This window comes from Peribacillus sp. YIM B13477 (assembly GCF_042787955.1).
Classification (GTDB): Bacteria; Bacillota; Bacilli; order Bacillales; family DSM-1321; genus Peribacillus; species Peribacillus frigoritolerans.
The window spans coordinates 691185-715363 of the sequence record NZ_JBHZPD010000002.1 but is presented as its reverse complement, the minus strand read 5'-3'; the positions used below and the strand labels follow the sequence as shown (position 1 = coordinate 715363).

General features: G+C 42.4%; 25 protein-coding genes and 2 riboswitches. Of the genes, 13 read left to right on the top strand and 12 right to left on the bottom strand.

Annotated elements, in window-relative coordinates:
* Positions 1–53 precede the first annotated feature (53 nt).
* Positions 54–566, bottom strand: coding sequence for a gamma carbonic anhydrase family protein (locus tag ACFX4H_RS10200; protein ID WP_034314889.1), 513 nt, complete (start codon positions 564–566; stop codon positions 54–56).
* A gap of 82 nt (positions 567–648) precedes the next feature.
* On the opposite strand from ACFX4H_RS10200, the gene ACFX4H_RS10195 reads away from it, so the two are divergent.
* The gene (locus ACFX4H_RS10195) at positions 649–1614 is read left to right on the top strand and encodes an NAD(P)H-dependent flavin oxidoreductase (RefSeq protein ID WP_328137103.1); all 966 of its coding nucleotides are present in this window, start codon (positions 649–651) and stop codon (positions 1612–1614) included.
* Between the two features lie 194 nt (positions 1615–1808).
* Here the strand turns inward: ACFX4H_RS10195 and ACFX4H_RS10190 are convergent, their stop codons facing one another.
* Positions 1809–1943 carry a YjcZ family sporulation protein gene (locus tag ACFX4H_RS10190; protein WP_063577172.1) on the bottom strand — a complete coding sequence of 45 codons (135 nt, stop codon included), beginning with the start codon at positions 1941–1943 and terminating at the stop codon, positions 1809–1811.
* Positions 1944–2158: 215 nt separating this feature from the next.
* Here ACFX4H_RS10190 and ACFX4H_RS10185 point away from each other — a divergent pair, with 215 nt between their 5' ends.
* The 5 genes from ACFX4H_RS10185 to ACFX4H_RS10165 all read left to right on the top strand — a co-directional run bounded on the left by ACFX4H_RS10185 (position 2159) and on the right by ACFX4H_RS10165 (position 6642).
* A complete protein-coding gene (locus tag ACFX4H_RS10185) occupies positions 2159–2902 on the top strand; it encodes a metallophosphoesterase family protein (protein WP_034314884.1) in 744 nt (247 codons plus the stop codon).
* Positions 2903–3000: 98 nt separating this feature from the next.
* Positions 3001–3129, top strand: coding sequence for a hypothetical protein (locus ACFX4H_RS10180; protein ID WP_255256801.1), 129 nt, complete (start codon positions 3001–3003; stop codon positions 3127–3129).
* Positions 3130–3335: 206 nt separating this feature from the next.
* Complete coding sequence (locus ACFX4H_RS10175; RefSeq protein WP_034314883.1) at positions 3336–4259, top strand: cation diffusion facilitator family transporter; 924 nt, start codon at positions 3336–3338, stop codon at positions 4257–4259.
* 273 nt (positions 4260–4532) lie between these two features.
* On the top strand, positions 4533–5222 hold the full coding sequence (locus ACFX4H_RS10170; RefSeq protein WP_034314880.1) for a response regulator transcription factor: 690 nt from the start codon (positions 4533–4535) through the stop codon (positions 5220–5222).
* Positions 5212–6642: a HAMP domain-containing sensor histidine kinase gene (locus tag ACFX4H_RS10165; RefSeq protein ID WP_241637007.1), complete on the top strand. Its 1431-nt coding sequence runs from the start codon at positions 5212–5214 to the stop codon at positions 6640–6642. The genes ACFX4H_RS10170 and ACFX4H_RS10165 overlap by 11 nt, the downstream gene beginning before the upstream one ends.
* Positions 6643–6696: 54 nt before the next feature.
* On the opposite strand, the gene spx is transcribed toward ACFX4H_RS10165, so the two are convergent.
* A complete protein-coding gene (gene spx / locus ACFX4H_RS10160; protein WP_034314875.1) occupies positions 6697–7092 on the bottom strand; it encodes a transcriptional regulator Spx in 396 nt (131 codons plus the stop codon).
* 243 nt (positions 7093–7335) lie between these two features.
* Here spx and modB point away from each other — a divergent pair, with 243 nt between their 5' ends.
* Positions 7336–7989 (top strand): molybdate ABC transporter permease subunit, encoded by a 654-nt coding sequence (modB, locus tag ACFX4H_RS10155; protein ID WP_241636872.1) that lies wholly within the window; start codon positions 7336–7338, stop codon positions 7987–7989.
* Here modB and ACFX4H_RS10150 read toward each other — a convergent pair.
* A complete protein-coding gene (locus tag ACFX4H_RS10150) occupies positions 7951–8430 on the bottom strand; it encodes a GNAT family N-acetyltransferase (protein WP_063592656.1) in 480 nt (159 codons plus the stop codon). The genes modB and ACFX4H_RS10150 overlap by 39 nt on opposite strands.
* A 116-nt stretch (positions 8431–8546) precedes the next feature.
* Here ACFX4H_RS10150 and ACFX4H_RS10145 point away from each other — a divergent pair, with 116 nt between their 5' ends.
* Both ACFX4H_RS10145 and ACFX4H_RS10140 read left to right on the top strand, forming a co-directional pair.
* Entirely contained in the window at positions 8547–9038 is a 492-nt protein-coding gene (locus ACFX4H_RS10145; RefSeq protein WP_063591918.1) for a hypothetical protein, read from the top strand.
* Between the two features lie 197 nt (positions 9039–9235).
* On the top strand, positions 9236–9433 hold the full coding sequence (locus tag ACFX4H_RS10140) for a cold-shock protein (protein WP_028393295.1): 198 nt from the start codon (positions 9236–9238) through the stop codon (positions 9431–9433).
* 41 nt (positions 9434–9474) lie between these two features.
* Here the strand turns inward: ACFX4H_RS10140 and ACFX4H_RS10135 are convergent, their stop codons facing one another.
* The 4 genes from ACFX4H_RS10135 to ACFX4H_RS10120 all read right to left on the bottom strand — a co-directional run bounded on the left by ACFX4H_RS10135 (position 9475) and on the right by ACFX4H_RS10120 (position 13549).
* A complete protein-coding gene (locus tag ACFX4H_RS10135; protein ID WP_174878755.1) occupies positions 9475–9642 on the bottom strand; it encodes a hypothetical protein in 168 nt (55 codons plus the stop codon).
* 120 nt (positions 9643–9762) lie between these two features.
* Entirely contained in the window at positions 9763–10200 is a 438-nt protein-coding gene (locus tag ACFX4H_RS10130; RefSeq protein ID WP_084738040.1) for a flavodoxin domain-containing protein, read from the bottom strand.
* Positions 10172–11224, bottom strand: coding sequence for a ribonucleotide-diphosphate reductase subunit beta (locus ACFX4H_RS10125; protein ID WP_034314867.1), 1053 nt, complete (start codon positions 11222–11224; stop codon positions 10172–10174). The genes ACFX4H_RS10130 and ACFX4H_RS10125 overlap by 29 nt, the downstream gene beginning before the upstream one ends.
* A 45-nt stretch (positions 11225–11269) precedes the next feature.
* Positions 11270–13549 (bottom strand): ribonucleoside-diphosphate reductase subunit alpha, encoded by a 2280-nt coding sequence (locus ACFX4H_RS10120; protein WP_283249094.1) that lies wholly within the window; start codon positions 13547–13549, stop codon positions 11270–11272.
* Positions 13550–13687: 138 nt separating this feature from the next.
* Positions 13688–13868, bottom strand: a riboswitch (cobalamin riboswitch).
* A gap of 293 nt (positions 13869–14161) precedes the next feature.
* Between ACFX4H_RS10120 and ACFX4H_RS10115 the strand changes: the two genes are divergently transcribed.
* Positions 14162–15091, top strand: a complete 930-nt coding sequence (locus ACFX4H_RS10115) for a manganese-dependent inorganic pyrophosphatase (RefSeq protein ID WP_034314865.1) — start codon at positions 14162–14164, stop codon at positions 15089–15091.
* Between the two features lie 99 nt (positions 15092–15190).
* Here the strand turns inward: ACFX4H_RS10115 and ACFX4H_RS10110 are convergent, their stop codons facing one another.
* The 3 genes from ACFX4H_RS10110 to ACFX4H_RS10100 form a co-directional block, all read right to left on the bottom strand.
* A complete protein-coding gene (locus ACFX4H_RS10110; RefSeq protein WP_153246080.1) occupies positions 15191–15337 on the bottom strand; it encodes a hypothetical protein in 147 nt (48 codons plus the stop codon).
* An 85-nt stretch (positions 15338–15422) separates the two neighbouring features.
* A complete protein-coding gene (locus ACFX4H_RS10105; RefSeq protein WP_323602095.1) occupies positions 15423–16880 on the bottom strand; it encodes a SulP family inorganic anion transporter in 1458 nt (485 codons plus the stop codon).
* A gap of 989 nt (positions 16881–17869) precedes the next feature.
* Positions 17870–17960: riboswitch (cyclic di-GMP riboswitch) on the bottom strand.
* Between the two features lie 250 nt (positions 17961–18210).
* Positions 18211–19422, bottom strand: a complete 1212-nt coding sequence (locus tag ACFX4H_RS10100) for an MFS transporter (RefSeq protein WP_063591914.1) — start codon at positions 19420–19422, stop codon at positions 18211–18213.
* A 200-nt stretch (positions 19423–19622) separates the two neighbouring features.
* On the opposite strand from ACFX4H_RS10100, the gene ACFX4H_RS10095 reads away from it, so the two are divergent.
* Both ACFX4H_RS10095 and ACFX4H_RS10090 read left to right on the top strand, forming a co-directional pair.
* Positions 19623–20930, top strand: a complete 1308-nt coding sequence (locus ACFX4H_RS10095; RefSeq protein WP_063591913.1) for a CitMHS family transporter — start codon at positions 19623–19625, stop codon at positions 20928–20930.
* A gap of 172 nt (positions 20931–21102) precedes the next feature.
* Positions 21103–21735 (top strand): superoxide dismutase family protein, encoded by a 633-nt coding sequence (locus ACFX4H_RS10090; protein ID WP_241636864.1) that lies wholly within the window; start codon positions 21103–21105, stop codon positions 21733–21735.
* Positions 21736–22039: 304 nt separating this feature from the next.
* On the opposite strand, the gene trhO is transcribed toward ACFX4H_RS10090, so the two are convergent.
* Entirely contained in the window at positions 22040–23005 is a 966-nt protein-coding gene (trhO, locus tag ACFX4H_RS10085) for an oxygen-dependent tRNA uridine(34) hydroxylase TrhO (RefSeq protein ID WP_034314859.1), read from the bottom strand.
* Between the two features lie 141 nt (positions 23006–23146).
* Between trhO and ACFX4H_RS10080 the strand changes: the two genes are divergently transcribed.
* The gene (locus ACFX4H_RS10080) at positions 23147–24163 is read left to right on the top strand and encodes a nitronate monooxygenase (protein ID WP_328137100.1); all 1017 of its coding nucleotides are present in this window, start codon (positions 23147–23149) and stop codon (positions 24161–24163) included.
* The last annotated feature ends 16 nt before the right edge of the window (positions 24164–24179 follow it).

Sequence of the window (24179 nt, the reverse complement as noted above, 5' to 3'; positions counted from 1 at the left end):
AGCCAGTCGTTAATGACGACTGGCCGGAGCTCTTTTCAAATTCCTTGCAATAATTAATCGAGTATCCCTTTGAAGTCTTTCCCTTTTTGAACATATGTATCGATGGAAAGTTGGATCAATTCAAGATCTTTATCATTCAATCTGCGAACCACTTTCCCCGGGGAACCAATGACCAGTGAACGTGGAGGTATGATTTTGCCAGAGGAAATCAATGTGTTCGCTCCGACGATGCATTCTTCGCCGATCTCTACATTATCCAATATCGTTGATCCCATACCGATAATGGAGCGTTTGCCTATTTTACAGCCATGCAGGATGACATTGTGACCGACCGTCACTTCATCTTCAATGACAACCGGGCATCCTTCAAATAAATGAATGGTGGAGTTATCCTGAATACTGCATTTTTCTCCTATTGTAATTGAATCTTCATCACCGCGCAGTACGGAATTAAACCAAATGGTCGAGTCTTTCCCAATCGAAACATCACCGATTAAATGAGCGCCGGGTGCCACGAAAACGGTATCATCAATGGATGGTTTTTTATTATTGTACGGAATAATCATAGTCTCGCTCCTTTTTTTAAAAAGTCAGAATTGTTTTTCTAATGAATATAGTATAACATTAAATTGACTGGGAGGGATGAAAGTGAAATATATTTGTGAACTTTTTGAGATAAAATATCCAATTATTCAAGGCGGCATGGGGAATATAAGCAATGCAAGTCTTGCGGCTGCAGTATCCAATGCAGGGGGCCTGGGAACAATAGGGTGCGGCACCATGACCCCTGAACAGGTAGAAGCCATCATTCTCGAAACCAAAGATAAAACCAATAACAATTTTGCGTTGAACATTCCAATAAACGTTAGTCCATATACGGATGAGTTAATGAATCTTGTCCTGAAGCATGATATACCTGTAGTTTCCTTATCTGCAGGTAATCCTGCCCCTTTCATTCCACTATTGCAAAAAAAGAATATAAAAGTGATTGCCATCGTTGCGTCAGTCAAGCACGCACAAAAAGCGCAAGATGCAGGGGCAGATGTGCTGGTCGCGGAAGGGTTTGAAGCCGCCGGCATCAACTCGAACCTGGAAATGACGACGTTTACACTCATTCCGCAAATCAGCAAGCATGTGACGCTTCCCGTTTTGGCCGCTGGCGGAATAGGCAATGGGCAGGGGGTGGCAGCTGCATTGATGCTGGGGGCTTCAGGCGTCCAATTGGGAACCAGGCTGATTGCTACACAAGAAGCACCGTTCCATCCATCATATAAGCAGAAACTAATCGAAGCGATGGGCAATGATACAGTAATTTTGGGCAGATCATTTGGACAGGTCAGAAGGGTATTGAAGGACCCATATACCGAGAAAGTGCTGGATCTGGAGAAGCAGGGTCTGTCTCCTGTGAATTATCGTGAAATGACCTCTGAAGTCCATCATATTAATGGAGCGATGAACGGGGATGTTACCAATGGTTTTATGAACAGCGGCCAGGTTGCCGGATTGATTGACGATATACCCACGGTAAAGGAATTACTTGATGGCATGATGAAAGATGCGAAAAAACAAATGGAGGATGGTTTGAGCAGGCTCTCTGCCCCTTTTATGATTTGAGTGCGGAAGGTACCTAATTTGCCAAACGTTCATGTCTAGAAGAAACATCTAAAAGTTTATAGATCCTTCCTAATATTATGTAAAAAAAGTTTGAAGAGGGAAAGCCTCTTTGGAATAGTAAAAACAAAAACTAAAAAGTCAATCCATTACAAAAAAGGCGCCATGATCAGGCGCCTTTTTGATTTATGTCATTATTAGCAGCATCCGCCGAAGCCGCCGCCGAATCCCCAACTGCATCCAATGATGATCAGCAAGATGAATAATACGATCAGCAATGCGAATCCGTTATCGAAACCGCCGCCACAACATTCGTTACCATTTCCACCCATTTGATTTCCTCCTCATATATATTATGAATTACATACCTAGCAAAACATCTTTACCGGGAATACTTCATACTATGTATTCTAGGCCGAAGTGTTTGCTTATTCATAAAAAATGGGCGTGGGCAAACCAAGGGATTAAGCCCGAATATTTTTTTGATTTCGTTTTGAATGTTATAATATACCATGTGGATTGTGGAGGAAGGGAGCTGAATTAAGTCATGAAAGTTGCCATTATAACGGATGTGCATGGTAATGCTTCAGCGTTAAAAGCCGTCCTTAGGGATATTGATCAAAGGGAAGAAATAGATCGTCTCTATTGTTTGGGAGATATGGTTGGGATTGGCCCCGATACAAATGAAGTCCTTGAACTTTTATTTTCAAGAAATGATTTATCGATGATAACTGGAAATCATGATGAAGCTGTCCTGGCCATCATTAACGGGGAGCCGCATCCGGACGGTCATATTCATGTTAAGGAGCATCATGAATGGATAGCTGAAAGGATGCAGCGGAAATTCATAAATGAATTGGAAAAATTGCCTCGAACCATACATCATATCATTAATGATCACTCCGTTTACTTCACCCATTATCACATGGAATCGAAGAAATTGGATGAGCACATAAGCCAAAATCCATATAGTAAAATCGTTGAACCGAGTTTAAATAACTTGGAAATGCTTTTCAAAGATCAGCATCACGATTTAATAGGATTCGGACATCATCATCCTATCCACCTTTATAAAAATGACCGAACGATATTCCTGAACCCTGGTTCTCTTGGCTGTAATGGTGAACCAGTTGCTCCTTATGCCATTGTTTCAATTGAAAATGCGGGTATTCAGGTAAAGCTTGAAAAAGTGGCCTATGATAATACATCGTTCCTATCATCGTACCAAAGCTTACAAGTTCCAGAGCGTGAATTCATTATACGTGCCTTCCATGGCGGGCAGCAGGCCTAAGACGTTTATAAAAGATGAAGGTTGGGGAAATGTTGAGCATAAAGGTACATGCCTGCGGATACGCTAATAGGCAAACAATATGAAGCTGGAGGTAGGTCATGAAGGAAAATGAACAGGTAATTCAAGAGCAGGAAGAGATGGAACGGCATAGTCTTGTCTGTAATGATGAATTGTTTAATAAGGATCTTTATGCCATTGTCGATGATACGATGCAAGAGGAAAAATAAACGGGGAAAACGCTGCAGGAAATGTCTGTAGCGTTTATTTTTACTTTGAATTGGTTGAAGTCCGATTTTTATTTTTCGTAAAAAATCACTTCCTGCCCGTTTGATCGCTCTTTTTGCAGCCAGTGAATCCCTGAAGTGAATCATTTGAAACCATTCTGGATTTATCCCATACTATATATAAGTTTCAAATCGAGAGGAGGGATGGCATGGGACATCATCATGGTCACTCCCATGATCATGGACACGGACACCACCATTCTAACAATAAAAAAGCATTGTTGGCATCTTTCTTATTAATCTCCACATTTATGATAGTAGAGGTCATTGGGGGATTCTTGACAAATAGTCTGGCTTTACTGTCGGATGCAGGTCACATGCTTAGCGATGCGGCAGCATTAGGGCTTAGTTATACAGCGATAAGGTTGGGGGAAAGGAAATCGACATCGTCCAAATCGTTTGGGTATAAACGGTTTGAGATCATTGCTGCTTGCTTGAATGGATTGACATTGATCGTCATATCCGTATTCATTTTCTTTGAGGCAATTAAGAGGTTCCTGGATCCTCCTGAGGTTCAAAGCATGGGAATGCTAATGATTTCAATTATCGGCTTACTTGTTAATGTCATTGCCGCCTGGATTTTAATGAGCGGAGATAAGGAAGACAATCTGAATGTGCGAAGTGCTTTTTTACATGTCATTGGTGATATGCTTGGATCTGTGGGTGCCATTGCGGCCGCACTCTTGATTTATTTTTTCGATTGGGGAATTGCAGATCCGATTGCGAGCGTCATAGTCGCGATTTTAATTATTATCAGCGGTTTTAGGGTAGTAAGGGATTCTTTCCATATCTTGATGGAGGGCACACCAGATCAAGTCGATATGGATGAAGTGAAAGCATCCCTGGTAAAATTGGACGGTGTATCCGATGTCCATGATCTCCATATCTGGACGATCACTTCTGGTTTTTTGACAATGAGCTGCCATGTTGTCATAGATGAGAACGGTAATCACGATTCAGTTTTAGCAGAAGCGCAAAAACTACTTCATGATCAGTTTGGAATTGAACATAGTACGATCCAAGTGGAAAGGCAGGAAGCGGGCTGTCCAAATCCACACGAGACATGTAATTGAAAAGGCTGGCTCAGTTTAGAGCCAGCCTCTTTAGAGTGTAATGAGGAGCTCATGGTTTTTCTGTATGATTTTTACGATCACATAGCGGCATTCCTGTTAAAATGAATCGAGATCACTTACACAAAGTTACGAAGTGAAAACACCGGTTAATTTTACTGCGAACATAATCCTGACACATAAAAAGGGTAAAATCGAGGGAAAAGGCTTGGTGTTTTTTTATAATTAGCATATACAAAATAATTCCACTATAATTCAGGAAGGAGGAATCCATATATGAAGAAAATTCTTGTAGTAGAAGATGAAATTGCCATATCGATGGTATTGAAAGCATATTTGGAGCGGGAAGGTTTTGATGTAGTCCAAGTTTACGATGGGCTAAAGGCCATTCCAGTGTTTGAAGAAACGAAGCCAGACCTTGTCCTGCTTGATGTCATGCTGCCGGGTAAGGAAGGCTGGGATATATTGAAGGAAATTCGGGAGGACGATACATGTCCGGTTATCATGTTGACTGCACTGACAGATGTCGATTACAGATTATCGGGATTTAAGTCAGGTGCGGATGATTACATCTCCAAACCCTTCGTTGCTGAAGAAGTCGTGGCCCGGGTGCATGCCGTTTTAAGAAGATCATCATCGGTTGTTACGGAAGATGGTCATGTACACGAGTTTGGGAGTTTAATCATCGATGATCTGTCATATATGGTGCATTTGAATGGGGAAGAGATAAACTTGACGCCGCGTGATTTGTCTCTTCTCGTTTTTTTCGCTAAGCACCCTAATCAAATTTTCACGAGGGAACAGCTGCTCGACCAGGTGTGGGGCATGGATTATGACGGCAGTGACCGTGCGGTGGACCTGGCGATCAAACGTATCAGGAAGGCGATAGATGCATGGCCGGTAACCGAGGGGGAAATAAAAACATTGCGTGGATTGGGGTATCAATTGAGTGTCTATGAAAACTAAAAAAAGAACCACTTTACAACGCTATTGGACAAAGAGATACGTATTGACCTTGATTTCCGGTTTGATATTATTATCTGTTTTTTCCTTATGGTGGATGGAAAAAACGGCTTTGGAATATAGGCTCAGCCTTCTAAAGTACTTAGCGGATGAAACATCCGATCGGGCGATAAAGGAAAATGGCCAGATTGTCGTTGGCCCGATCCTTTCGGAAATTGTTGAGGAAAGAGAGAAAATCCTCCATCTGAATCAACAGCCAATCATCTATATCGTCGATCCCGATGCCACCATCATATATACGATGCCGCAGTTGTATATCGATCCGGATGAAAATAAACTCCCGGACGTCATCATGAAAAATACGGAGTTGGTCCAGAAGGTCAAGATTTCCGACAACAAAGTATATGTCGTCAAATCCCCCATTACGTTCAATGATGAGACGAGAGGCTGGGTGGTCATTGCTCAGGAAGAAGGGGCATTGAAGGAAATCAACCAAGATCATGGTTTGTTGGCGATAATGATTGGAGGACTTCTGATTCTCGGAACGGGCGTCATTTATTTTCTTTCCAGGCAGATTTCGCGCCCCATCCAAGACGTAGCTAACGCCGCGGTCCAGGTTCGTGAAGGCAACTATGATATCCATTTCAAAGAGGAAGAGGAAATCAAGGAAGAAGAAATCTATGAACTGATAGAATCATTTAAGGAAATGACCAATCGATTGAAGGTCATGGAGAAGTTGCGGGCGGAATTGCTCGCGGGCGTAACCCATGATTTGAAAACGCCAGTCACTTCCATTAGCGGACTGATACAAGCGGTGAAAGATGATGTCGTCAAGGGAGAGCAAAGTAAGGAATTCCTCGATATTTCATTAAAGGAAACTCAGCGTTTACAAGGTATGATAGAGGATTTACTCAATTATAATGCCATATCAGCAGGCGCTTTTAAAATCCGGTTGCAAAAAGAGAATATCAATATATTCATCAAGGAAATCGCTTATCGCTGGCAGGTGACCCAAGATGATGATCAAGCGTTCGCTTTGGAGATAAACGTTCCTGATGAACCGGTCTTTGGTCAAATTGATTCTTTGCGGATGCAGCAAATCGTCATTAACCTTTTGAATAATGCCAGACATGCACTTGACGGCAAAGGCAAAATAGCGATTCATCTTTATGAAAAGGATGAAGAACGAATCTGCATTGATGTTCTGGACAGCGGGCGGGGGATTCCAAAGCATGAACAACAATATGTGTTCGAACCATTTTATCGAGGCGAAAACAAAAAGTTAAAGGTACGCGGTTTAGGTTTGGGACTGCCATTCAGTAAGATGCTCGCAAAAGCGCAAAAGGGAGATCTTGTGCTTAAGGATAGCAATGAACAAGGCACCATCTTTACGATTGTCATAGAAAATGCGGATCAAATATAAAAAAGGGTTGTCCTGGGAATGGACAACCCTCTTATTATGCAGAATGCTAACTAATTAAGCTAATTGGCTGATTGCCCGCCATAATTGTACATGACGGACCTTCCTTGGAAGGAAGCGTCCCATTTCCTCTTCATTATATCCTGCATGCAAGTTCTTATGATCGAAAATGATTGGCCGGCGAAGTAAATCCGGGTTATCTTGAATAAGTTTGCAAAGATCATTAAGCGGTGTATTATTTATATCGATATTCAGGCTTTTGAATTTTTTTGAACGGGTTGAGATGATTTCATCTGTCCCGCCTTCCGTTTTACGTAAAATCTCTTTTATTTCTTCTATGGAAAGAGGTTGGGAATATAGGTTACGTTCATTAAAGGAAATTTCGTTCTTCTTAAGCCAAGCTTTTGCTTTACGACAGGCTAAACTGCTTGGAGTAGTATAAATTGTTACCATTAAAATCGACTCCTTCAAAGTTTTCAAGTTTATTGGAATGAAATTATTTTTATATTTGTGATACTCTTACTTTAACGTTTCTTTGTGTCAGCAAGATGTCAAGAAAAATAAACTTAAATGTTATTTAAAAGGAAAGGGAGAAAATGAAATGAAATCTGCCTTTAATGAAAAAGAAACGGTTTGGGTAATGAAACCGAATAAGGACCTGCATATGCCGATATTTAATAGTGGTGTAGAAGTATCATGACAGGGGATTTTTGGTCACCAGTCAGGCTATCGATACAAGTAGCGGGACTAGCGGGTATCCTTGTTTTCATTTTAGGAATTTTCCTGGCGCGAATGATGGCTAAAAAGCAATTCAGGGGAAGAGTCCTGTTGGAAACAGCGTTTTTATTGCCGCTTGTTTTGCCGCCGTCCGTCATTGGTTTTTTATTGATCGTGATTTTTGGCAAGAATGGACTGCCGGGACAATTCATTGAAAGGGTTTTTGACCAGCCCTTGATGTTCACCTGGTGGGCTGCGGTCATTGCATCTACCGTGGTAGCTTTTCCGCTAATGTACCAATCCGCTAAAACGGGCTTTGAAGGTATAGATGAAGAAATTGAAAATGCAGCAAGGGTTGACGGGGCCGGGGAGTGGAGGTTATTCCTGTTTGTAACCTTCCCATTGGCGGTCAAATCGATCGTCACAGGTACCATCTTGAGTTCTGCGCGTGCGTTGGGGGAGTTCGGGGCCACACTCATGTTTGCCGGAAACATTCCTGGACAGACACAAACCATACCGACCGCAATTTATATCGCCATGGACTCCGGGAATATGACCTTGGCCTGGCTATGGGTTGCCGTAATCATTGTCATTTCATTCATTATGCTTTTTATCGTGACATACATAAAATGAATGCTGTTTTTCGTAAATGCTTATGGATAGGCGAGGTGCGGCTTCTACGTCCTCTTTATGGGTGAATCCGTTTTTTTCGTAAAGGTTTCGTGCTGGAAGGTTCATTTTACCGGTCGAAACGGAAATTTTTTCCCAGTCGACATGTAATTGAAGAGCATGCAACAATGCGTCCGCAATACCCTGCCGAAAATAATCAGGATGGACGACCATTCGGCAAATTAGCATTTGGCCATTCTCTTTAGTAAAAGATATGGCACCAGCTAAGGCATCACCCTTTAAATAGCATAAAAACGTTTCATGGCAATGTATGAATTGTTCATATGTTTCCAATAAAGGAGGTATATCGGCAAAACCGATCATTTCCGCTTCCACCTTATAGGCTTCTTTCTGCAGTTTAAATAGCTGCTGGCCATAGTCTGATTCCAGGTCCCGAATTCTCATGATCAAATCCTATCACTCCTTTTCATTACATTATAATGGAAGAGGGGGATTATTGTTTCTAATCAGTCTGTGTTATAATCGACAAACAATATGAACTAATGAAATGAGGAAGAAATTTGTTAACATTTGAAGAAAAATTGAGCATCATTGAAACTTTTCCGGAATTACAGCGAAAAGACGTTTCATTGGGACGTGTGAACTTCCATTATCCAGGTAGCGTCCAGGAGAAAAAGATCGTCGTTCAGCACTTGCATCCCAATGGAAATGGGTTCGTTTACGCAGGGCATATGAGAAAAAAAGACACTGACCGTAAAGGGTTTATCAATATACGTGACTATAATGAAGCCGAATTAAAAGAATTGATCCAAAGAAGCGTGGATTACTTATCTGAACCCCCGGCTGAAATCGAAGAAGAAGAAAACGAGTTCGCTAGGTTGGAAGGGGCATGGATTGGCCCTGAAAAGCAAGAGCTTACACTTCAAAAGGAAGACCTGCTTTGGAATGTTTATTCAGGGTCGAATCTTGAGGAATGTTTCGAAAGTCCGGTTGAGGCGGAGCGCTACTTATTGGACGAAGGCTTCCGACAAAGCAAGAAGAGGAATATGTAGAATTTTAGGATAATTTGTCGGTTGATTTACGGCGATAATCTTGTTTTTTTAGGATTTTCCATGATATAATATGAGTAATTATTTTTGTTCGGAAAAGTTTGATAGAAGGATTTACTGTAATAGGATTCCTCTTGAAACATTATCCAGAACCAAAAATAGTAATAAAATGGATTTTTCCAAACACAGGAGGAACTATCATGGTACAAGGTAAAGTAAAATGGTTTAACGCAGAAAAAGGTTTCGGTTTCATCGAAGTTGAAGGCCAAGACGATGTATTCGTACATTTCTCAGCTATCCAAGGTGAAGGCTTCAAAACGCTTGAAGAAGGCCAAGAAGTTTCTTTCGAAATCGAGCAAGGCGCTCGTGGACCACAAGCTGCTAACGTTCAAAAATAATTGAACGCATATAAAAAAAAGACTCCGATTTTGGAGTCTTTTTATTTTTCCTTTTTTTCGGCGATTTCCTTTAATGCTTTGTCCAATTTTTCTTCGATCCGTTTAGTACGATTAAAATGCCCTGACAGGAAAAATACGATGAATATAACGAATGCGACAAGCACTAGCATGAAAAGGACAGGCAGGAACTGGGTTATATTCTCAGTCAATGGATATCATCTTCTTTTTTCTTCCATTATACTTCATGCTTACCGTTGCTATGATTAAGGAAGCCGAGTTTTAAAAAAAACACTGAAAGGGGATATGCGAAAACGCATATCCCCTTTCAGTCAGTTCTGGAATAGCGAGGCGAACTTTTGAAGTCTGTGCAGGTCTGATTCTTGATACATCTGTTCTATCTTCAATGTCACCAATAACTGGCTCTTGGCAAATAGCATGTCCCGGAACTGATCGACCGCCCCACAAAAATGATTATAGTTGGTTTCGCCAGTGCCGAAGACTCCCGTTTTCAGGCGAGCAATAGGCAACTGTTCCAGTTCTTTATAAAAGGCAGCTGATTTAGCGGGAAGCTCCCCATTGCCCCATGTATAGGTGCCGACGATCAAGGCATCGTAATCCGGCAATGTACGTAAATCGAATTCATTCATTCGATATAGAAAAGCCTCAGGTAAAAGGGCAGCGAGGGCTTCGGCAAGCGCTTTTGTATTGCCGCCGGCAGAATGATAGACAATGGCAATTTTACAGCTCATCGAACCCATTGCTGGCATTTACTTGACTGTAAGTCCTTGACTTCTGTTCGAAGAAATCGGTTTTGGTAAGGCCGATGGATTCATCATCGAACGTTTTGATCCATGGCATCGGGTTCTCGCCATACTCTTTATACAAGTTTTCAAGGCCTAGCATCCGTAACCGTTTGTTGGCGATATATTCGATGTACTCATTGAATTCTTCCAAATCGAGATCGGCTTTCGTTTGGATATCTTCGAGCATATATTCAGACCATTCCTTTTCGAGTTCGACTGCCTTTTCAATCGTTGTATAGATGAACTTCGTGTTTTCTTCATTATTTAACTCAGGATATTCATACATCAAGATTTGAACGAGCATGCCAATGAAATCGAAATGGACCATTTCATCACGATGAATATAGGATATCATCGTAGCTGAACCGGTCATTAAATTTTGGCGTCCTAGATTATAATAAAAGGCGAAAGCCAGATAGAAATAAATCCCTTCAAGGTTCGTTGAATGGATCAGTGCCTCGAATAAATGCTGAGGGCTGGGGTCGTCCACGAACGTTTGATAAGCATCAACGATCGGTTGGTTACGCTTAATCACTTCAGGATGTTCTTTGATGCGGTCGAAAAGCTGTTTTTGCTTGCCTACTGGAATCAAGGAAGCAAGGATATAGGAATAAGACTCATTATGGATCGATTCCTGCTGGGCCATGTTGGCCAGGATAGCTTTTGCCGCCGGATCTTTGATGTACCGAAGGATTTCTACTAAAGTGGGCGTTTGAAGACTGTCCATTCCGGCAATCATCGTAAGGATATCGAGAAAAGCGTCCTGGATATCTTCATCCAATTCGCCCCACTGCTTTTTATCCTGAATCATGTTCACGCTCGAAGGCTTCCAAAAGTTATTGATGAGCTGTGTATAGGTATCATAGAATTTTTCATACTGTATATCGTTCCAAAGGAGGAAGCCTGAAGCTTCTCCTTTGAAAACACCGGTTGCCTTTGTTGGATGCGTCGGTTCGAGCATCCGAATTTTTTTTATATGATTGGTCATTCGGGAAAACTCCTTTAAGAATAGATTACTGGGTCATGATTGACGTTAACTTGAACAGCTTTCGCAGGCATTGTCATATTCGGAAGACGTCGAACGAACATAATACGTTGATTTCAACCCGCTTTCCCATGCCGTTAAATGGATATCCAACAGGACCTTCGCTTTGATTGTATTGTGTACATACAGATTAAAGCTGATTGCTTGGTCAATATGGCGTTGGCGGGCTGCATTTTGCCTGATGCTTTCCAGTTGATCCAAATTGAATCGCGTCTTTTTATAATATTCATACGTATTTGGCGTCAATCCTGGTGCGGTCACCTTGAATTTGAAGTTCTTCTTTTCTTCGTAAAATTCAATTTCATACAAAGGATCGATTCCATCCGTGGAATTACCGATTTTGGCTGTCGATGAATTGGGGGCAATCGCCATTAAATAGCCATTACGGGTTCCGTGCTCCTGCACGTCTGCTTTTAAATCCAGCCATTTTTGATCTGTATAGTCACGCAGTTCGAAATAGTCCCCTGTATGCCAATCAGAACCTTCAAAATATGGGTAAGATCCTTTTTCCTTGGCCAATTCGTTGGATGCCTTGATAGTTAAGTAAGCGATCTTTTCGTATAAAGCATCTGCATAGTGAACAGCCTCATCGGATTCCCAATAAATATTCTGTGTGGCAAGTAAATGATGCCATCCAAACGTTCCTAAACCAATTGCACGGTACCGTTTGTTCGAGATGGATGCTTGTTTGACAGGAAGATTATTCACATCAATGACATTGTCCAGCATACGGATCTGAATGGGAATCAATCTTTCCAGAACGTCGCTGCCCACCGCTCGGGGCAAGTTAATGGATGAAAGGTTGCAGACAACGAAATCCCCGCTTTTACGAACCACAACAACATCTCCATCTTCTGTTTCATATTCATCCGTGATCGTCGAAGGGCTTAGGTTTTGGGCAATCTCCGTGCAAAGGTTAGAACAATAAATCATACCTTTATGTTTATTCGGATTCTTCCGATTCACTTCATCGCGGTAGAACATATACGGTACGCCTTCTTCTAATTGAGAAATCATGATGCTTTTCATGATGTCCATCGCATTGATTTTTTCAAAGCTATAGTTTGGAAGCGTGCCATTTTCTGCGGCCTCGACAGCAAGTGCATAATGATTCCTGAAGCTTCCTTCGCCTTTCTTTTCGTCATAAAGATCTTCAAGTGAAAATCCAAGGGTTTGCTTAACGGTATGCGGATCGAAAAGATACCATTCTTTTCTGTCGCGTACAGCTTCCATGAATAAATCCGGTATGCATACACCTGTAAAAATATCATGTGCTTTTAATCTGTCATCGCCGTTTTGAGTCTTCAAATCGAGGAAGCTCATGATATCTTTATGCCAGGCATCCAAGTAAATCGCGATGGCACCTTTACGTTGACCCAATTGATCGACACTTACAGCTGTCTGGTTGAATAGTCGAATCCAGGGCGTCGTGCCGGAACTGTTTCCAGAGAAACCGCGGATATCGGAACCAAGCGAGCGAACCTTACCGACGTAAAGACCGACACCGCCGCCGAATTTAGATACTTTTGCCGCATCGTAGTTTGATAAGTAGATTCCGTCGATGGAATCTTCAATTGCGTCGATAAAGCAGGAGCTTAACTGTCCATGTGTTTTACCTGCATTGGAGAGTGTAGGAGTCGCAACGGTCATATAAAGGTTGGACATGGCCCAGTATGCTTCTTTTATCAGTTGCAGGCGGTGCTCCGTTTTTTCCATTCGCATGATTTCCATCGCGATGATCATGAAACGTTCTTGCGGCAGTTCGAAGACCTTGTCCTTTTTTGGGCGGGCCAGATAACGGTCATTCAATAAGTAGATGCCTATGTAAGAGAATAATTTATCTTTTTCCGGGTCGATCACCGATCCCAATTCCTCAATTTCCGCTTTTGTATATGAAGATAGCAGTTCTGGTTTATAAATGGGATAACGCTGACCTTCCGATAGCTGGGAGAGTTCTGTGATCAGCTCATAGAATGGACCATAACTCTTGCCTTCATAACCTCGATTGGCTTGTGCATCCCTATACATTGTATTCAACAGTTCTGCTGCAGCAACGAAAGTCCAATCCGGAGCATCGATATCCACGCCTTCAAGAGCGAGCTGAATCAGTTTTTTTGATGCCTGCTCTTCGGTTGAGTCACTTTTGCGATCAAGCCATTTTGTAAAACGCTTTTTGAACTTTTCCATATCGAGACGGCCTTCGAATTCCTTCGATAACATCTCAAGCTGGATGGATTTCGCTTCTGTGTCATTATATGTTTGAGTCATTAATAATCCTCCTTGTTAACTTCCGCTAAAATAAAAAAACCGCCCAAAGAATTGAGCGGATCAAACGATAGAATAAAAGAGGCATGAAAAAATAGCCGTTATACTATCGTTTCATCATCTCAATCCCCGAAGAATAAGAAACGTGAAAAATTCAAGGCAGGTCTCCTGACTCATGATCATCCTACTTTGAGTCCTTCCCGTATAGAGAGCTATACAGTGGTTTTCTCATTTCGTCACATTTACAGTTGCGGGGACAGTTCCGGGTTTACACCGGATTCCCTTTTCAGCCATCACTGGCACCTTGGATTATAAAAATTCTATATATAGTTATTGGAATTGTTTATGTAATCAATATCTAGTATTTCTGCTTATATTATCGTAAGCCATATACGATGATAATTCAACTAATATATTTGAAAAAAACCAACCCTTATCTATTGACAAAGTGATGGAAGAGGGTGGGGGAATGAAAGATTTTATGGGGGAATGGATAAATCAAGCGCTGATTTTACGGGATTTTGTGTTAAAATAAAGTGTCTAGTAAAGGTGGCTCTCCGTTATTGCACTGAGGGGATTCGCGGAAAAAATATTTATGAAAAAGGGGATAAAATCTTGGAAAAAGTATTAGTTTTTGGACATAAAAACCCGGATACAGACACAATCTGTTCAGCAATCGCTTATGCAGATCTTAAAAAACAGCTAGGTATCAACGCTGAACCAGTTCGTCTGGGTGAAGTGAATGGTGAAACTCAATATGCATTGGACCAATTCAAATTCGATGCTCCCCGTCTTGTGGAAAAAGTTGCAGGGGAAGCTGATGGCGTAATCCTGGTCGATCATAACGAACGCCAGCAAAGCGCTGAAGACATTGACCAAGTCCGTGTGTTGGAAGTTATCGACCATCACCGTATCGCTAACTTTGAAACAAGCGATCCATTATATTACCGTGCGGAACCAGTTGGCTGTACGGCAACCATTTTAAATAAAATTTATAAAGAAAACGGAATTGAAGTCCCTAAAGCAATCGCAGGTCTTATGCTGTCTGCCATCATTTCCGATTCTTTATTGTTCAAATCCCCGACTTGCACGGAGCAGGACGTTGCAGCAGCAATGGAACTCGCTGCCATTGCGGGAGTCGACGCAGAAAAATATGGCTTGGAAATGTTAAAAGCAGGAGCTGACTTGAGCGACAAAACGATTGCCCAGCTCATCACTCTCGATGCAAAGGAATTCTCCATGGGAATGGCTAAAGTGGAAATAGCACAGGTCAATGCTGTTGACCCGAACGAAGTCCTTGCTAAGCAAGCTGAATTGGAAGCGGCGATTGAAGCGGTCATCGCAGTGAAGGAATTGGACTTGTTCCTATTCGTCGTAACGGATATCCTGACTAATGATTCCGTTGCCTTGGCCCTTGGTAAAGCGGCATATGCGGTTGAAAAGGCATATGACGTTTCATTAAACAATAACATCGCCGTCTTGGAAGGCGTTGTATCGCGTAAAAAACAAATCGTGCCGGTCTTAACCGACGTATTCAGCAAATAATACAGGAAAAGGGTTGCTCATTAAAAACATGGGCACCCTTTTTCTGTACATTCAAAAAAAGACTCAACCATCCCATTAAGGGTGTTTGAGTCTTTTTTCTTAATTTAAAGATTCCTTTTCTTTTTCATAGGCGATGACAATCAATTCTTTATTGGCTTCCTCGCCAAGTTTGCTTTCAAAGCTTTTCAGTTCATTCAATAAATCCGGTGACAGATTTGCTGCCGTATAATCCTGCTCAGGTGTCATGCTTTTCGCTCCTTTCAAAAGGAAATGATTCATGTTATCTATTTTGTCGGTTTGAAAAGTTTCTATTCAGCAGAATTTTACTTCTTTAAGATATTTTACTTTCTGAGGTGGCAAGTTTTTCAAGCAATGTCGAACTTTCTTCATCGAGTCCTTGGACTTGGACAGGTATTCCCAAGAGCTGATATTTAAGAATAACCGTATCGACAGCACCGACTGCCGAAGCATCCCAGATCTTGGAATGGGAGAAGTCGATGACGATTGCATCGGCTTTTTCCTTGAAGTCGAACTTTGAAATAAAGTCCTGGACAGAAGCGAAAAATATTTGTCCGCTGATACGGTAAGTGATTTTCTTAGCCTGGATGTCTGCCGTTTTCTCTACTGCCACTTTAGAAATTTTAGCCGAGAAGAAAATCATGCTCAAAAGCACTCCGGCAAATACCCCTTTTGATAAGTCATGTGTATAAAGGACAATGAGGACCGTCACGATCATCACGGCTGCATCCGACTTAGGAGCTCTAGTGAGCCTCTTTAGGGAAGACCAGTCAAATGTCCCGATTGAAACCATGATCATGACTGCGACAAGTGCAGCCATCGGTATTTTGATAAGGACATCATTCAATACCACGATTAATACCATAAGGAATGCGCCCGCTACAAATGTCGAGAGCCGGCCCCTTCCACCAGATTTAATGTTGATACCGGATTGGCCGATCATCGCACATCCTGCCATGCCGCCAAAACATCCGGCGATGATATTCGCAATCCCCTGACCTTTGGCTTCCTTATTCTTATTACTGTCCGTGTCAGTCATCTCATCGACAATTTGAGCCGTCAATAACGATTCAAGCAGTCCAACAAACGCAAGGGCAATGGAATAAGGGAAAATGACCGTCAAAGTTTCAAAGGTCAAAGGGATGTCTGGAAGCATGAACATCGGAAGCGCTTCGGTCAATTGCCCCATATCCCCAACCGTCCGCACCGTAGCCCCCGTGGTAACTGCAACGATCGTCATGAATATGATGGCGACAAGTGGTGAAGGTATGACTTTCGTGATCAGCGGAAAAAGATAAATGATAGCTAATGAAACGGCTGTCATGACATACATGATCCATGTTTCGCCCACGAAATGGGTGAGCTGTGCCGTGAAAATCAAGATGGCTAAAGAATTCACAAAACCAGTCATGACCGGCTTCGGAATGAACTTCATTAATTTCCCGATTTTTAAAACCCCTAGTAAAATTTGCAGCAAACCAGTCAATATTGTAGCAGCAAGTAAATAGTTCAAGCCATGATCTTTAACAAGGTCGACCATGACGAGTGCCATTGCGCCCGTGGCAGCCGATATCATTCCCGGCCTTCCGCCAACAAAGGAGATGACGATGGCAATGCAGAATGAGGCATATAGACCAACCATTGGGTCAACGCCAGCAATGATCGAAAAGGCAATCGCCTCCGGAATCAATGCCAAGGCAACGACAATTCCCGATAGAACATCTCCTCTAACGTTGCCGAACCATTCCTTTTTGTATGCAGATGTATTCAAAGAAACATTCCTTCTTTCTTTTATATGTGTTCATTTCTTTTTTAACGCACTAAATTATAGCATGAGTCCTTTATTCTATCTATATGGATAATATAAACGACAAATCGAGGGCTATTCATTTCTTATCGTACGTAGGAAAAATGCTTTAAGAGAGAAGAATTGGTGCAAAAGGTGATTGAGCTATCATGTGAGGGAAGTCAATTATATGGAGGTAGGCGAATGCATACAGGTCATGCTTGTAATAAAGTCAGTCGAATTGGATTTCCGTTAATGGCTGGCCATTTTTGACGTAAGGGGCTCCTATAGGCTTTTGTAAAATTCCCGCTAAGGGAGAGTGGAGTAAAACGGTAGAGATCTATTTCATAATTATAAATCACATAACATGGATTTCCCTTTCCTACTAGCTTTACACCACCGGTTGGAACCGATTCATGACATTCTAGAAATGGGTTTTAGAACTATCGAAACGCGATTCAATCAAATGATTACTTCATGATTTATATCTTATCGAGCCCATTATAGGTTGACCGTACATTTACCATTCGTATAATGAAAAAAAATCGTGCTTTAACTGTGTCAATATGTGGGCAGGAGGTAAGAGAGTTTTTTTATCGGAATGATATTTTCCCGTTTTACCATAGATGGAAGTGGTGAGGATGGAAAGGCCAGCTCTATCAAAGTTTAGGAGTATGAACCGTCCTTGTGTTAAGAGGCTATTCCTCATCAATGATACTGGATTTACATATAGGACATGTTACTTCTTTATAATGCTTGAACCTGATATTTCGAAGGTCGCTTCTGGATAACATTGCGAATGCATTATATCTTGTGCCGCATGCACAAGTATTTTTATCTTTAACTATGTGTCTCTCATCCGTAGTAGCTGAATAAATGGTTGGAAAGAACATATATAACCCTCCTTGTATTAATTTTAGGCAAATTAAAAAGGGGCAAGAAATTAATTATAAAGTGATCCATTCAAGAAAAATCTTGGCAACCCGGCTGCCGTGACAACTAAGTTGTTGGTTTAGGCCCGTGGCTTTGCGTCTTTTACTTTCATAAAATTTGCCTGAATTAATCTTAACATAAAGTTCGATGGGTTATGAAGTGCTGGAAAAATACTTATCAGTTTGTGGGTGTGTCATAAGGGTTGGTGGACTTTACGGATAAGCATGAACGTGACCCCTTCAAATCTTCTTCCTTGATTTCTCTTCGATCATTTCCCATATACAAAAGGCTCCAGAAGCATCCAGCACACTACAGCTGTATGAGCATTAAACGGGAAAAGCCTGCTTAAAGATGGAAGCAGGCTTTCTTGCCAAAAATGTGATTAATGTGATCTGGCCAACTCCGGATTGCGGTGCATCGCGAAATAGAGGACAAGTCCGGCTATGAGGAGTAACGTGCTGGTCGTGATGAAGACGGCAGAGAATCCGTAGAAACCAGCAACCATTCCGCCCATTGCGGGTCCGATGATATTGCCTAAAAAGCGCAGGCTCGTATTGTACCCAAGCACTTCCCCCTGCATTGCGACAGGCGCTTCTTGGCGAATGTAGGCAATCCTTACAGGGATGATGCCGCCTATTGCCATGCCTAGTATGAAACGTACAAAGACAAGCTGCCAAAAATGATTGATGAAGGCACCGGGCAAGTAGACAAGAGCTGTCAGAAAAAGAAGCAGCACAAGAATCTTCACATGTCCATGCCGATCACCAATCTTGCCCCAGTGACGCGCCATCAATAAATTCCCCAGGCCTGCTGCAGAAAAGGCGATTCCTGAATAAAAACCAAGATTGGAAGTTCCATGCAGCTCACCAACGTATAAAGAAAGAATGGGCTGGATGCTGAAGTGGGCAACTTGGACAAGCGTGGAGATGAGCATGACATTCACCAAGATGGGATTCCTTATGATATGTGAGAGAACCTCCCTGCTTGTATAGCTCGACTTCGTTCCCTCCTGCCGCTCCATTCGGTACTCCTTGGTTGCAAAAACAAGAAGACCAGAGATGAAAATGGTGATGGAGGTGAATTTAAAGGCGGTTGAATAGCCTAGTGTGTCTGCAAGCACGCCGCCAAGCAATGGTCCGAAAAGGGAACCGGTTATATTTCCCGTTTGTAAGGTTCCCAGTACACGTCCGGCAATTTCTTTTGGTGTCTGTGTTGATATGAAGGCCTGGGACATGGAAATGAAGCCAGTGAATATTCCTGTGAACATCCTTAGGACGAATAGCTGCCAAACATTTTCGACGAATCCCATCAGGAAGATGGACAGGCCCATCCCAAAGGCGCAGGCAATCAAGATTTTCTTTCTGCCATACCGGTCACCAATCCGTCCCCAAATGGGTGAAAATAAAAAGGCTGTCACGAAAGTGATTCCAAAAGTCCATCCGGACCAATGCTGGATATATTGAGTCGAATAATCTCCGAATGTACCAATGTATAAGGATATGAAAGGGAGAACCATCGTCATGCTCCCGCCTATGAAGAAATTGGCGAACCACATGATGAAAAGATTCCGTTTTGCTATTTTATGAGCGTTCATTTTACATACAACACTTCTTTCCTCCGAAAAAAACTTCGGGTTCCTAAATAATAGTATACAGAAATTAACTAATTTATTAAACGAATTTGTTTAGCAGGTTTTTTAATGAATGGGCAAATGGTATAATGTGAAAATACTGATTTTTCAGAAAAGTTAAATAAACAAAAGGTATACATTTTCCAATTAAAGGAGTTTTAAACATGTTGACGATTTTAGGGTTTTGTATGATTTTAACGTTTCTGGTCTTGGTCATCACGAAGCGTTTATCAGTGGTTGTCGCTTTTATCTTCACGGCGATAGCTTTTGGTCTGATTGGTGGGTTTGCCTCGGAAATGGGAGATATGATGGTTGCGGGTATTTTAAAGGTGACACCGACAGCAGTCATGATCGTTTTTGCTATTCTGTATTTTGGTTTAATGATTGACGTTGGTTTATTCGAGCCCATGATCGCTAAAATACTGAGTTTTGTAAAAGGAGATCCGCTAAAGGTTGTCATGGCAACCGCCATTATAACCATATTGGTAGGTTTGGACGGAGACGGTTCTTCTACATTCATGATCACTGTTTCGGCCATGCTGCCGCTTTATATCAAATTAGGGATGAACAGGCTCGTATTGGCATGTGTCGTTGGTTTGGCCGCTGGCGTCATGAACATGATTCCATGGGGCGGTCCTTTGGTAAGGGCGGCCGCGAGCCTTCAGGTTGAAGTATCGGAGTTATTCATTCCTCTTATTCCGGTCATGGTTTGCGGTCTTTTATGGACGCTTTTTTCGGCATATGTACTTGGCAAAAAGGAAAGGGAGAGATTGGGAGTCAGCTCCTTGGAGACGAACATCCAACCTGGTATGGGCGAGCAGGCTGCAGCTGTTGAATCCGCACCTCAAGGAACATCCAGGCTTTTTTGGTTTAATTGGTTCTTGACGATTTTACTGATGGTATTGCTGGTGATGGAAGTGCTGCCGATCCAAATCTTATTTGCCTCCGCTTTTGCGATTGCACTATTCGTTAACTTTCCTAACCCAAAAGAACAGCAGGAAAGGATTTTAAGTCATGCCAATAGTTTCGTGATGATTTGTACACTCATTTTCGCAGCTGGGATTTTTACGGGTGTATTCACGGAAACAAAGATGATGGACTCGATGGCTGCTTCAATCGTAACTGTCATTCCGGAGTGGCTCGGGGCACATTTGCCACTGGTGGTAGCGCTGACGAGCATACCGATGGGGTTCATTTTTTCACCTGATGCCTATTATTTTGGCATTTTGCCAATCATAAGTGAAACGGCGTCGAACTTCGGCATTGCCCCTGTAGAAATCGGAAGGGCGGCATTATTAGGTCATTCGACCGCAGGGTTCCCCTTATCGCCATTGGTGCCTGCAACATTCATATTGATTGGCCTTGTAGGCGTGGATTTTGGGGATCATCAAAAATTCCTGTTTAAATGGGCGTTTGGGACAACGATCATCATGACGATCGCAGCCATTACTTTCGGGGTCATCACTTTGTAAAAATGTGAGCCCAATAAGCTATATTGTAAAATCCTTGTCTGTGAATTTAGTAAGGTATTCACTCTCATTGGTGTAATCTTTTTTCCTATTTATGACGCTATTTGTTTATTCTTCCATAATAGTGGAAAGTAATAAGAGGAAGATACATATAAGAGAGTGGAGGGAAGTTATCATGAACTATAAACAAAAACTTATACTGCCTATGTGTGCTGCCTTTTTACTGTATGGATGCAATTCAGCGGATGATTCAAATGAGGCCGATAATGATGCCGAGGACATGACTACAGTGGGACAAGGAACAGATACAGAGGTTGATCCGCAGGTGAAAGCGGAAGTTAAAGATGTAGAAGGTAAAACACTTGGGACGGTGAACTTTACCGCTGAAGAGAATTCTGTAGTGATCGAGACCGCTTTGGAAGGTCTTGAGCCAGGCTATCATGGATTCCATGTTCACGAGAACGCAGCATGTGAGCCGGATGCCAAGGATGGCCCTTTCACTACAGCGGGAGGGCACTTCAACCCAACTGATGAAACGCATTCTAAACACGCAGGTGATATGCCCCCTTTATATGTAAAAGAAGATGGGACAGCAAAATATACGGCAACATTGGATAACATGACAATAGACCAACTGAAGAAAGAAGAGCTGGCTGTAATCGTTCATGCTAATCCAGACAACTTTGCCAATATTCCTGACCGCTATGAAGCCAATGGAGAAAAAGGGCCGGATGCAGATACTTTGAAAACTGGTGATGCAGGCGATAGACAAGCTTGTGGGATTGTTGTAAGTGCAGAGGCAAAATAACATGAAAAGAGCGATTCCCCTAAAGAGGAATCGCTCTTTTCATGTAGGTAAGACTGGTGACTGCTAAAATCTTAAAGCGGAAACCATTCTTTTTACGTTTTAAGAAGGTTTTTTCTATTGTGATATAGAAGTAAGAATGGAAGTAATATTGCAGTAAAAGCAGATGGCATTAAAAGATCATATTTAATTCTTGCAGTGGAAGGGAAGTCCAAGGCATAGGTTTAATATAGGAAAATAAGATTTGGTTTGAATCGATAAAAAAACCCGAACAGGGATCATGTCCACTGATTCGGGTTTGCTAAAATCATTTTGCCGTAATGGAATCTTCGATTAGCTGTAATCTCTCAGCCACTTCTTCTTCAGAAAGGTTATGCTCGACTACATAGCGATTACGCGGATGCACTCGGCATTCATGGGTACAGCTGCGCATATGTTTGTGTTCGTTCTCTTCGCTGCAAAGGATTTTCTTGTTGCATTCAGGATTAGCGCAATTGACATAACGTTCACAAGGTTCGCCGGAATAAATATCGCGTCCGACAATGACATGTTCCTTTTGATTGATAGGTACGGCAATCCTTTCATCGAAAACATACATTTGGCCATCCCATAGCTCACCTTGGACTTCGGGATCCTTCCCGTATGTTGCGATGCCGCCATGCAGCTGGCTTACATCTTCAAAGCCTTCTTCGACAAGCCAGCCGGAGAATTTCTCACAGCGGATACCGCCGGTGCAATACGTTAGGATTTTTTTGCCTTCGAACATTTCTTTATTTTCCCGTACCCATTCCGGAAGTTCACGGAAATTCGTGATTTCTGGCTTGATTGCACCCCTGAAATGTCCTAAATCAAATTCATAGTCATTTCTGGCATCAAGGACGATGGTGTTTTCATCTTGCATTTGCTCGAAGAACTCCTTCGGGCTCAAGTATTTGCCTGTCGTCTTGTTCGGGTTGATGTCGTCTTCCAAGCGAAGCGTTACAAGTTCATTGCGTGGACGAACATGCATTTTTTTGAAAGCATGGCCTTCAGCTTCATCTATTTTAAACACGATATCGGCAAAGCGGGGATCGCTTTTCATCATGTCCATATATTTGTCGGTTTGTTCGATCGTACCTGAAACCGTTCCGTTGATACCTTCTGAAGCCACCAAGATACGGCCTTTCAATTCAAGGGCTTTACATGCCGCTAGATGCTCGGCTGCGAATTCTTCGTGATTCTCGATAGGTACATACAAATAATAAAGTAATACTCTATATGGTTTTGTTTCCATTTTTTATTTACCACCTATGTTTTATATTTGCAAGATATAAAGGGTGATCATTTAGACACTTTTCTCTTACAGATAATCATTATACCAAGAAAACGTAAAAATGATAAGGGCATGAAGAAAAATCAAGAGGAGTTGTATCGAATGTTGAAAGAGTTAATGAGATATCCAATCATTCAGGCACCGATGGCAGGAGGAGCTTCCACTCCAGAGCTTGCGGCTTCAGTATCCAATGCAGGAGGATTGGGCTTTCTCGCAGCTGGCTATAAGACTGCAGAAGAGATGAAGGACGAGATAGGGCAGACCCGTCAGTTGACTGAACGCCCTTTTGGCGTGAATGTATTTGTGCCAGGCAACGAGCCGGTGGATGAAAATATATTATCTGGCTATCGTGATAAGATAGAAAAAGAGGCCGAGAGCGTTGGGGCTGAGATTGGAAAAGCCGATAGTGATGACGATGATTGGGGAAATAAACTAGATGTATTGAAGGGGGCTGGGGTCGCGGTCGTCAGTTTTACGTTTGGATGTCCAACGGAAGATGTAATAAGGGAGCTCCAAGATGTCGGTTCCCTTATAGCCGTGACAGTAACCAACCTTCAGGAAGCAAAAAAGGCGGCGGGAGCAGGTGCGGACGTTCTATGTGTGCAGGGGTTTGAAGCAGGGGGGCACAGGGCCAGCTTTGATAACCGCACAGAAGATGATTACGGCCTTTTAGTATTGATTCGGATGATAGGGGCTGAGCTGGACTTACCGATCATTGCTGCAGGCGGACTGATGCATGGAAAGGATATCGCAGCCGTGCTCGAAGCGGGAGCAACAGCGGCGCAATTGGGTACCGCTTTCCTTCGCTGTCCCGAAAGCGGGGCAAGTCCGGTCCATAAGGCGGCGCTGGGAAATCCCCGATTTACCAAGACTGCTGTTACCCGAGCCTTCAGCGGCCGGAGGGCACGCGGGTTGGTGAATCACTTTTTAACGGAATATGATAGTGTTGCACCGGTCGCCTATCCTTATGTCCACCACATGACCAAACAAATGCGAAAAGCAGCAGGACAAAAGAACAATCCTGAATTGATGGCTTTGTGGGCAGGACAGGGTTATAAGTTGAGCAGGGAACTTCCTGCATCGGAATTGGTTGAACTGCTAGTAGATGAATTAAACTGAGGAGGGTTTGGATGCT

What these genes read in the sequence shown, in the direction of transcription:
- ACFX4H_RS10200 (WP_034314889.1), bottom strand. Translation starts at nt 566, where the DNA reads ATGATTATTCCGTACAATAATAAAAAACCATCCATTGATGATACCGTT.
- ACFX4H_RS10190 (WP_063577172.1), bottom strand. Translation starts at nt 1,943, where the DNA reads ATGGGTGGAAATGGTAACGAATGTTGTGGCGGCGGTTTCGATAACGGA.
- ACFX4H_RS10185 (WP_034314884.1), top strand. Translation starts at nt 2,159, where the DNA reads ATGAAAGTTGCCATTATAACGGATGTGCATGGTAATGCTTCAGCGTTA.
- ACFX4H_RS10180 (WP_255256801.1), top strand. Translation starts at nt 3,001, where the DNA reads ATGAAGGAAAATGAACAGGTAATTCAAGAGCAGGAAGAGATGGAACGG.
- ACFX4H_RS10175 (WP_034314883.1), top strand. Translation starts at nt 3,336, where the DNA reads ATGGGACATCATCATGGTCACTCCCATGATCATGGACACGGACACCAC.
- ACFX4H_RS10170 (WP_034314880.1), top strand. Translation starts at nt 4,533, where the DNA reads ATGAAGAAAATTCTTGTAGTAGAAGATGAAATTGCCATATCGATGGTA.
- ACFX4H_RS10165 (WP_241637007.1), top strand. Translation starts at nt 5,212, where the DNA reads ATGAAAACTAAAAAAAGAACCACTTTACAACGCTATTGGACAAAGAGA.
- spx (WP_034314875.1), bottom strand. Translation starts at nt 7,092, where the DNA reads ATGGTAACAATTTATACTACTCCAAGCAGTTTAGCCTGTCGTAAAGCA.
- modB (WP_241636872.1), top strand. Translation starts at nt 7,336, where the DNA reads ATGACAGGGGATTTTTGGTCACCAGTCAGGCTATCGATACAAGTAGCG.
- ACFX4H_RS10150 (WP_063592656.1), bottom strand. Translation starts at nt 8,430, where the DNA reads ATGAGAATTCGGGACCTGGAATCAGACTATGGCCAGCAGCTATTTAAA.
- ACFX4H_RS10140 (WP_028393295.1), top strand. Translation starts at nt 9,236, where the DNA reads ATGGTACAAGGTAAAGTAAAATGGTTTAACGCAGAAAAAGGTTTCGGT.
- ACFX4H_RS10130 (WP_084738040.1), bottom strand. Translation starts at nt 10,200, where the DNA reads ATGCCAGCAATGGGTTCGATGAGCTGTAAAATTGCCATTGTCTATCAT.
- ACFX4H_RS10125 (WP_034314867.1), bottom strand. Translation starts at nt 11,224, where the DNA reads ATGACCAATCATATAAAAAAAATTCGGATGCTCGAACCGACGCATCCA.
- ACFX4H_RS10120 (WP_283249094.1), bottom strand. Translation starts at nt 13,549, where the DNA reads ATGACTCAAACATATAATGACACAGAAGCGAAATCCATCCAGCTTGAG.
- ACFX4H_RS10110 (WP_153246080.1), bottom strand. Translation starts at nt 15,337, where the DNA reads ATGACACCTGAGCAGGATTATACGGCAGCAAATCTGTCACCGGATTTA.
- ACFX4H_RS10100 (WP_063591914.1), bottom strand. Translation starts at nt 19,422, where the DNA reads ATGAACGCTCATAAAATAGCAAAACGGAATCTTTTCATCATGTGGTTC.
- ACFX4H_RS10095 (WP_063591913.1), top strand. Translation starts at nt 19,623, where the DNA reads ATGTTGACGATTTTAGGGTTTTGTATGATTTTAACGTTTCTGGTCTTG.
- ACFX4H_RS10090 (WP_241636864.1), top strand. Translation starts at nt 21,103, where the DNA reads ATGAACTATAAACAAAAACTTATACTGCCTATGTGTGCTGCCTTTTTA.
- trhO (WP_034314859.1), bottom strand. Translation starts at nt 23,005, where the DNA reads ATGGAAACAAAACCATATAGAGTATTACTTTATTATTTGTATGTACCT.
- ACFX4H_RS10080 (WP_328137100.1), top strand. Translation starts at nt 23,147, where the DNA reads ATGTTGAAAGAGTTAATGAGATATCCAATCATTCAGGCACCGATGGCA.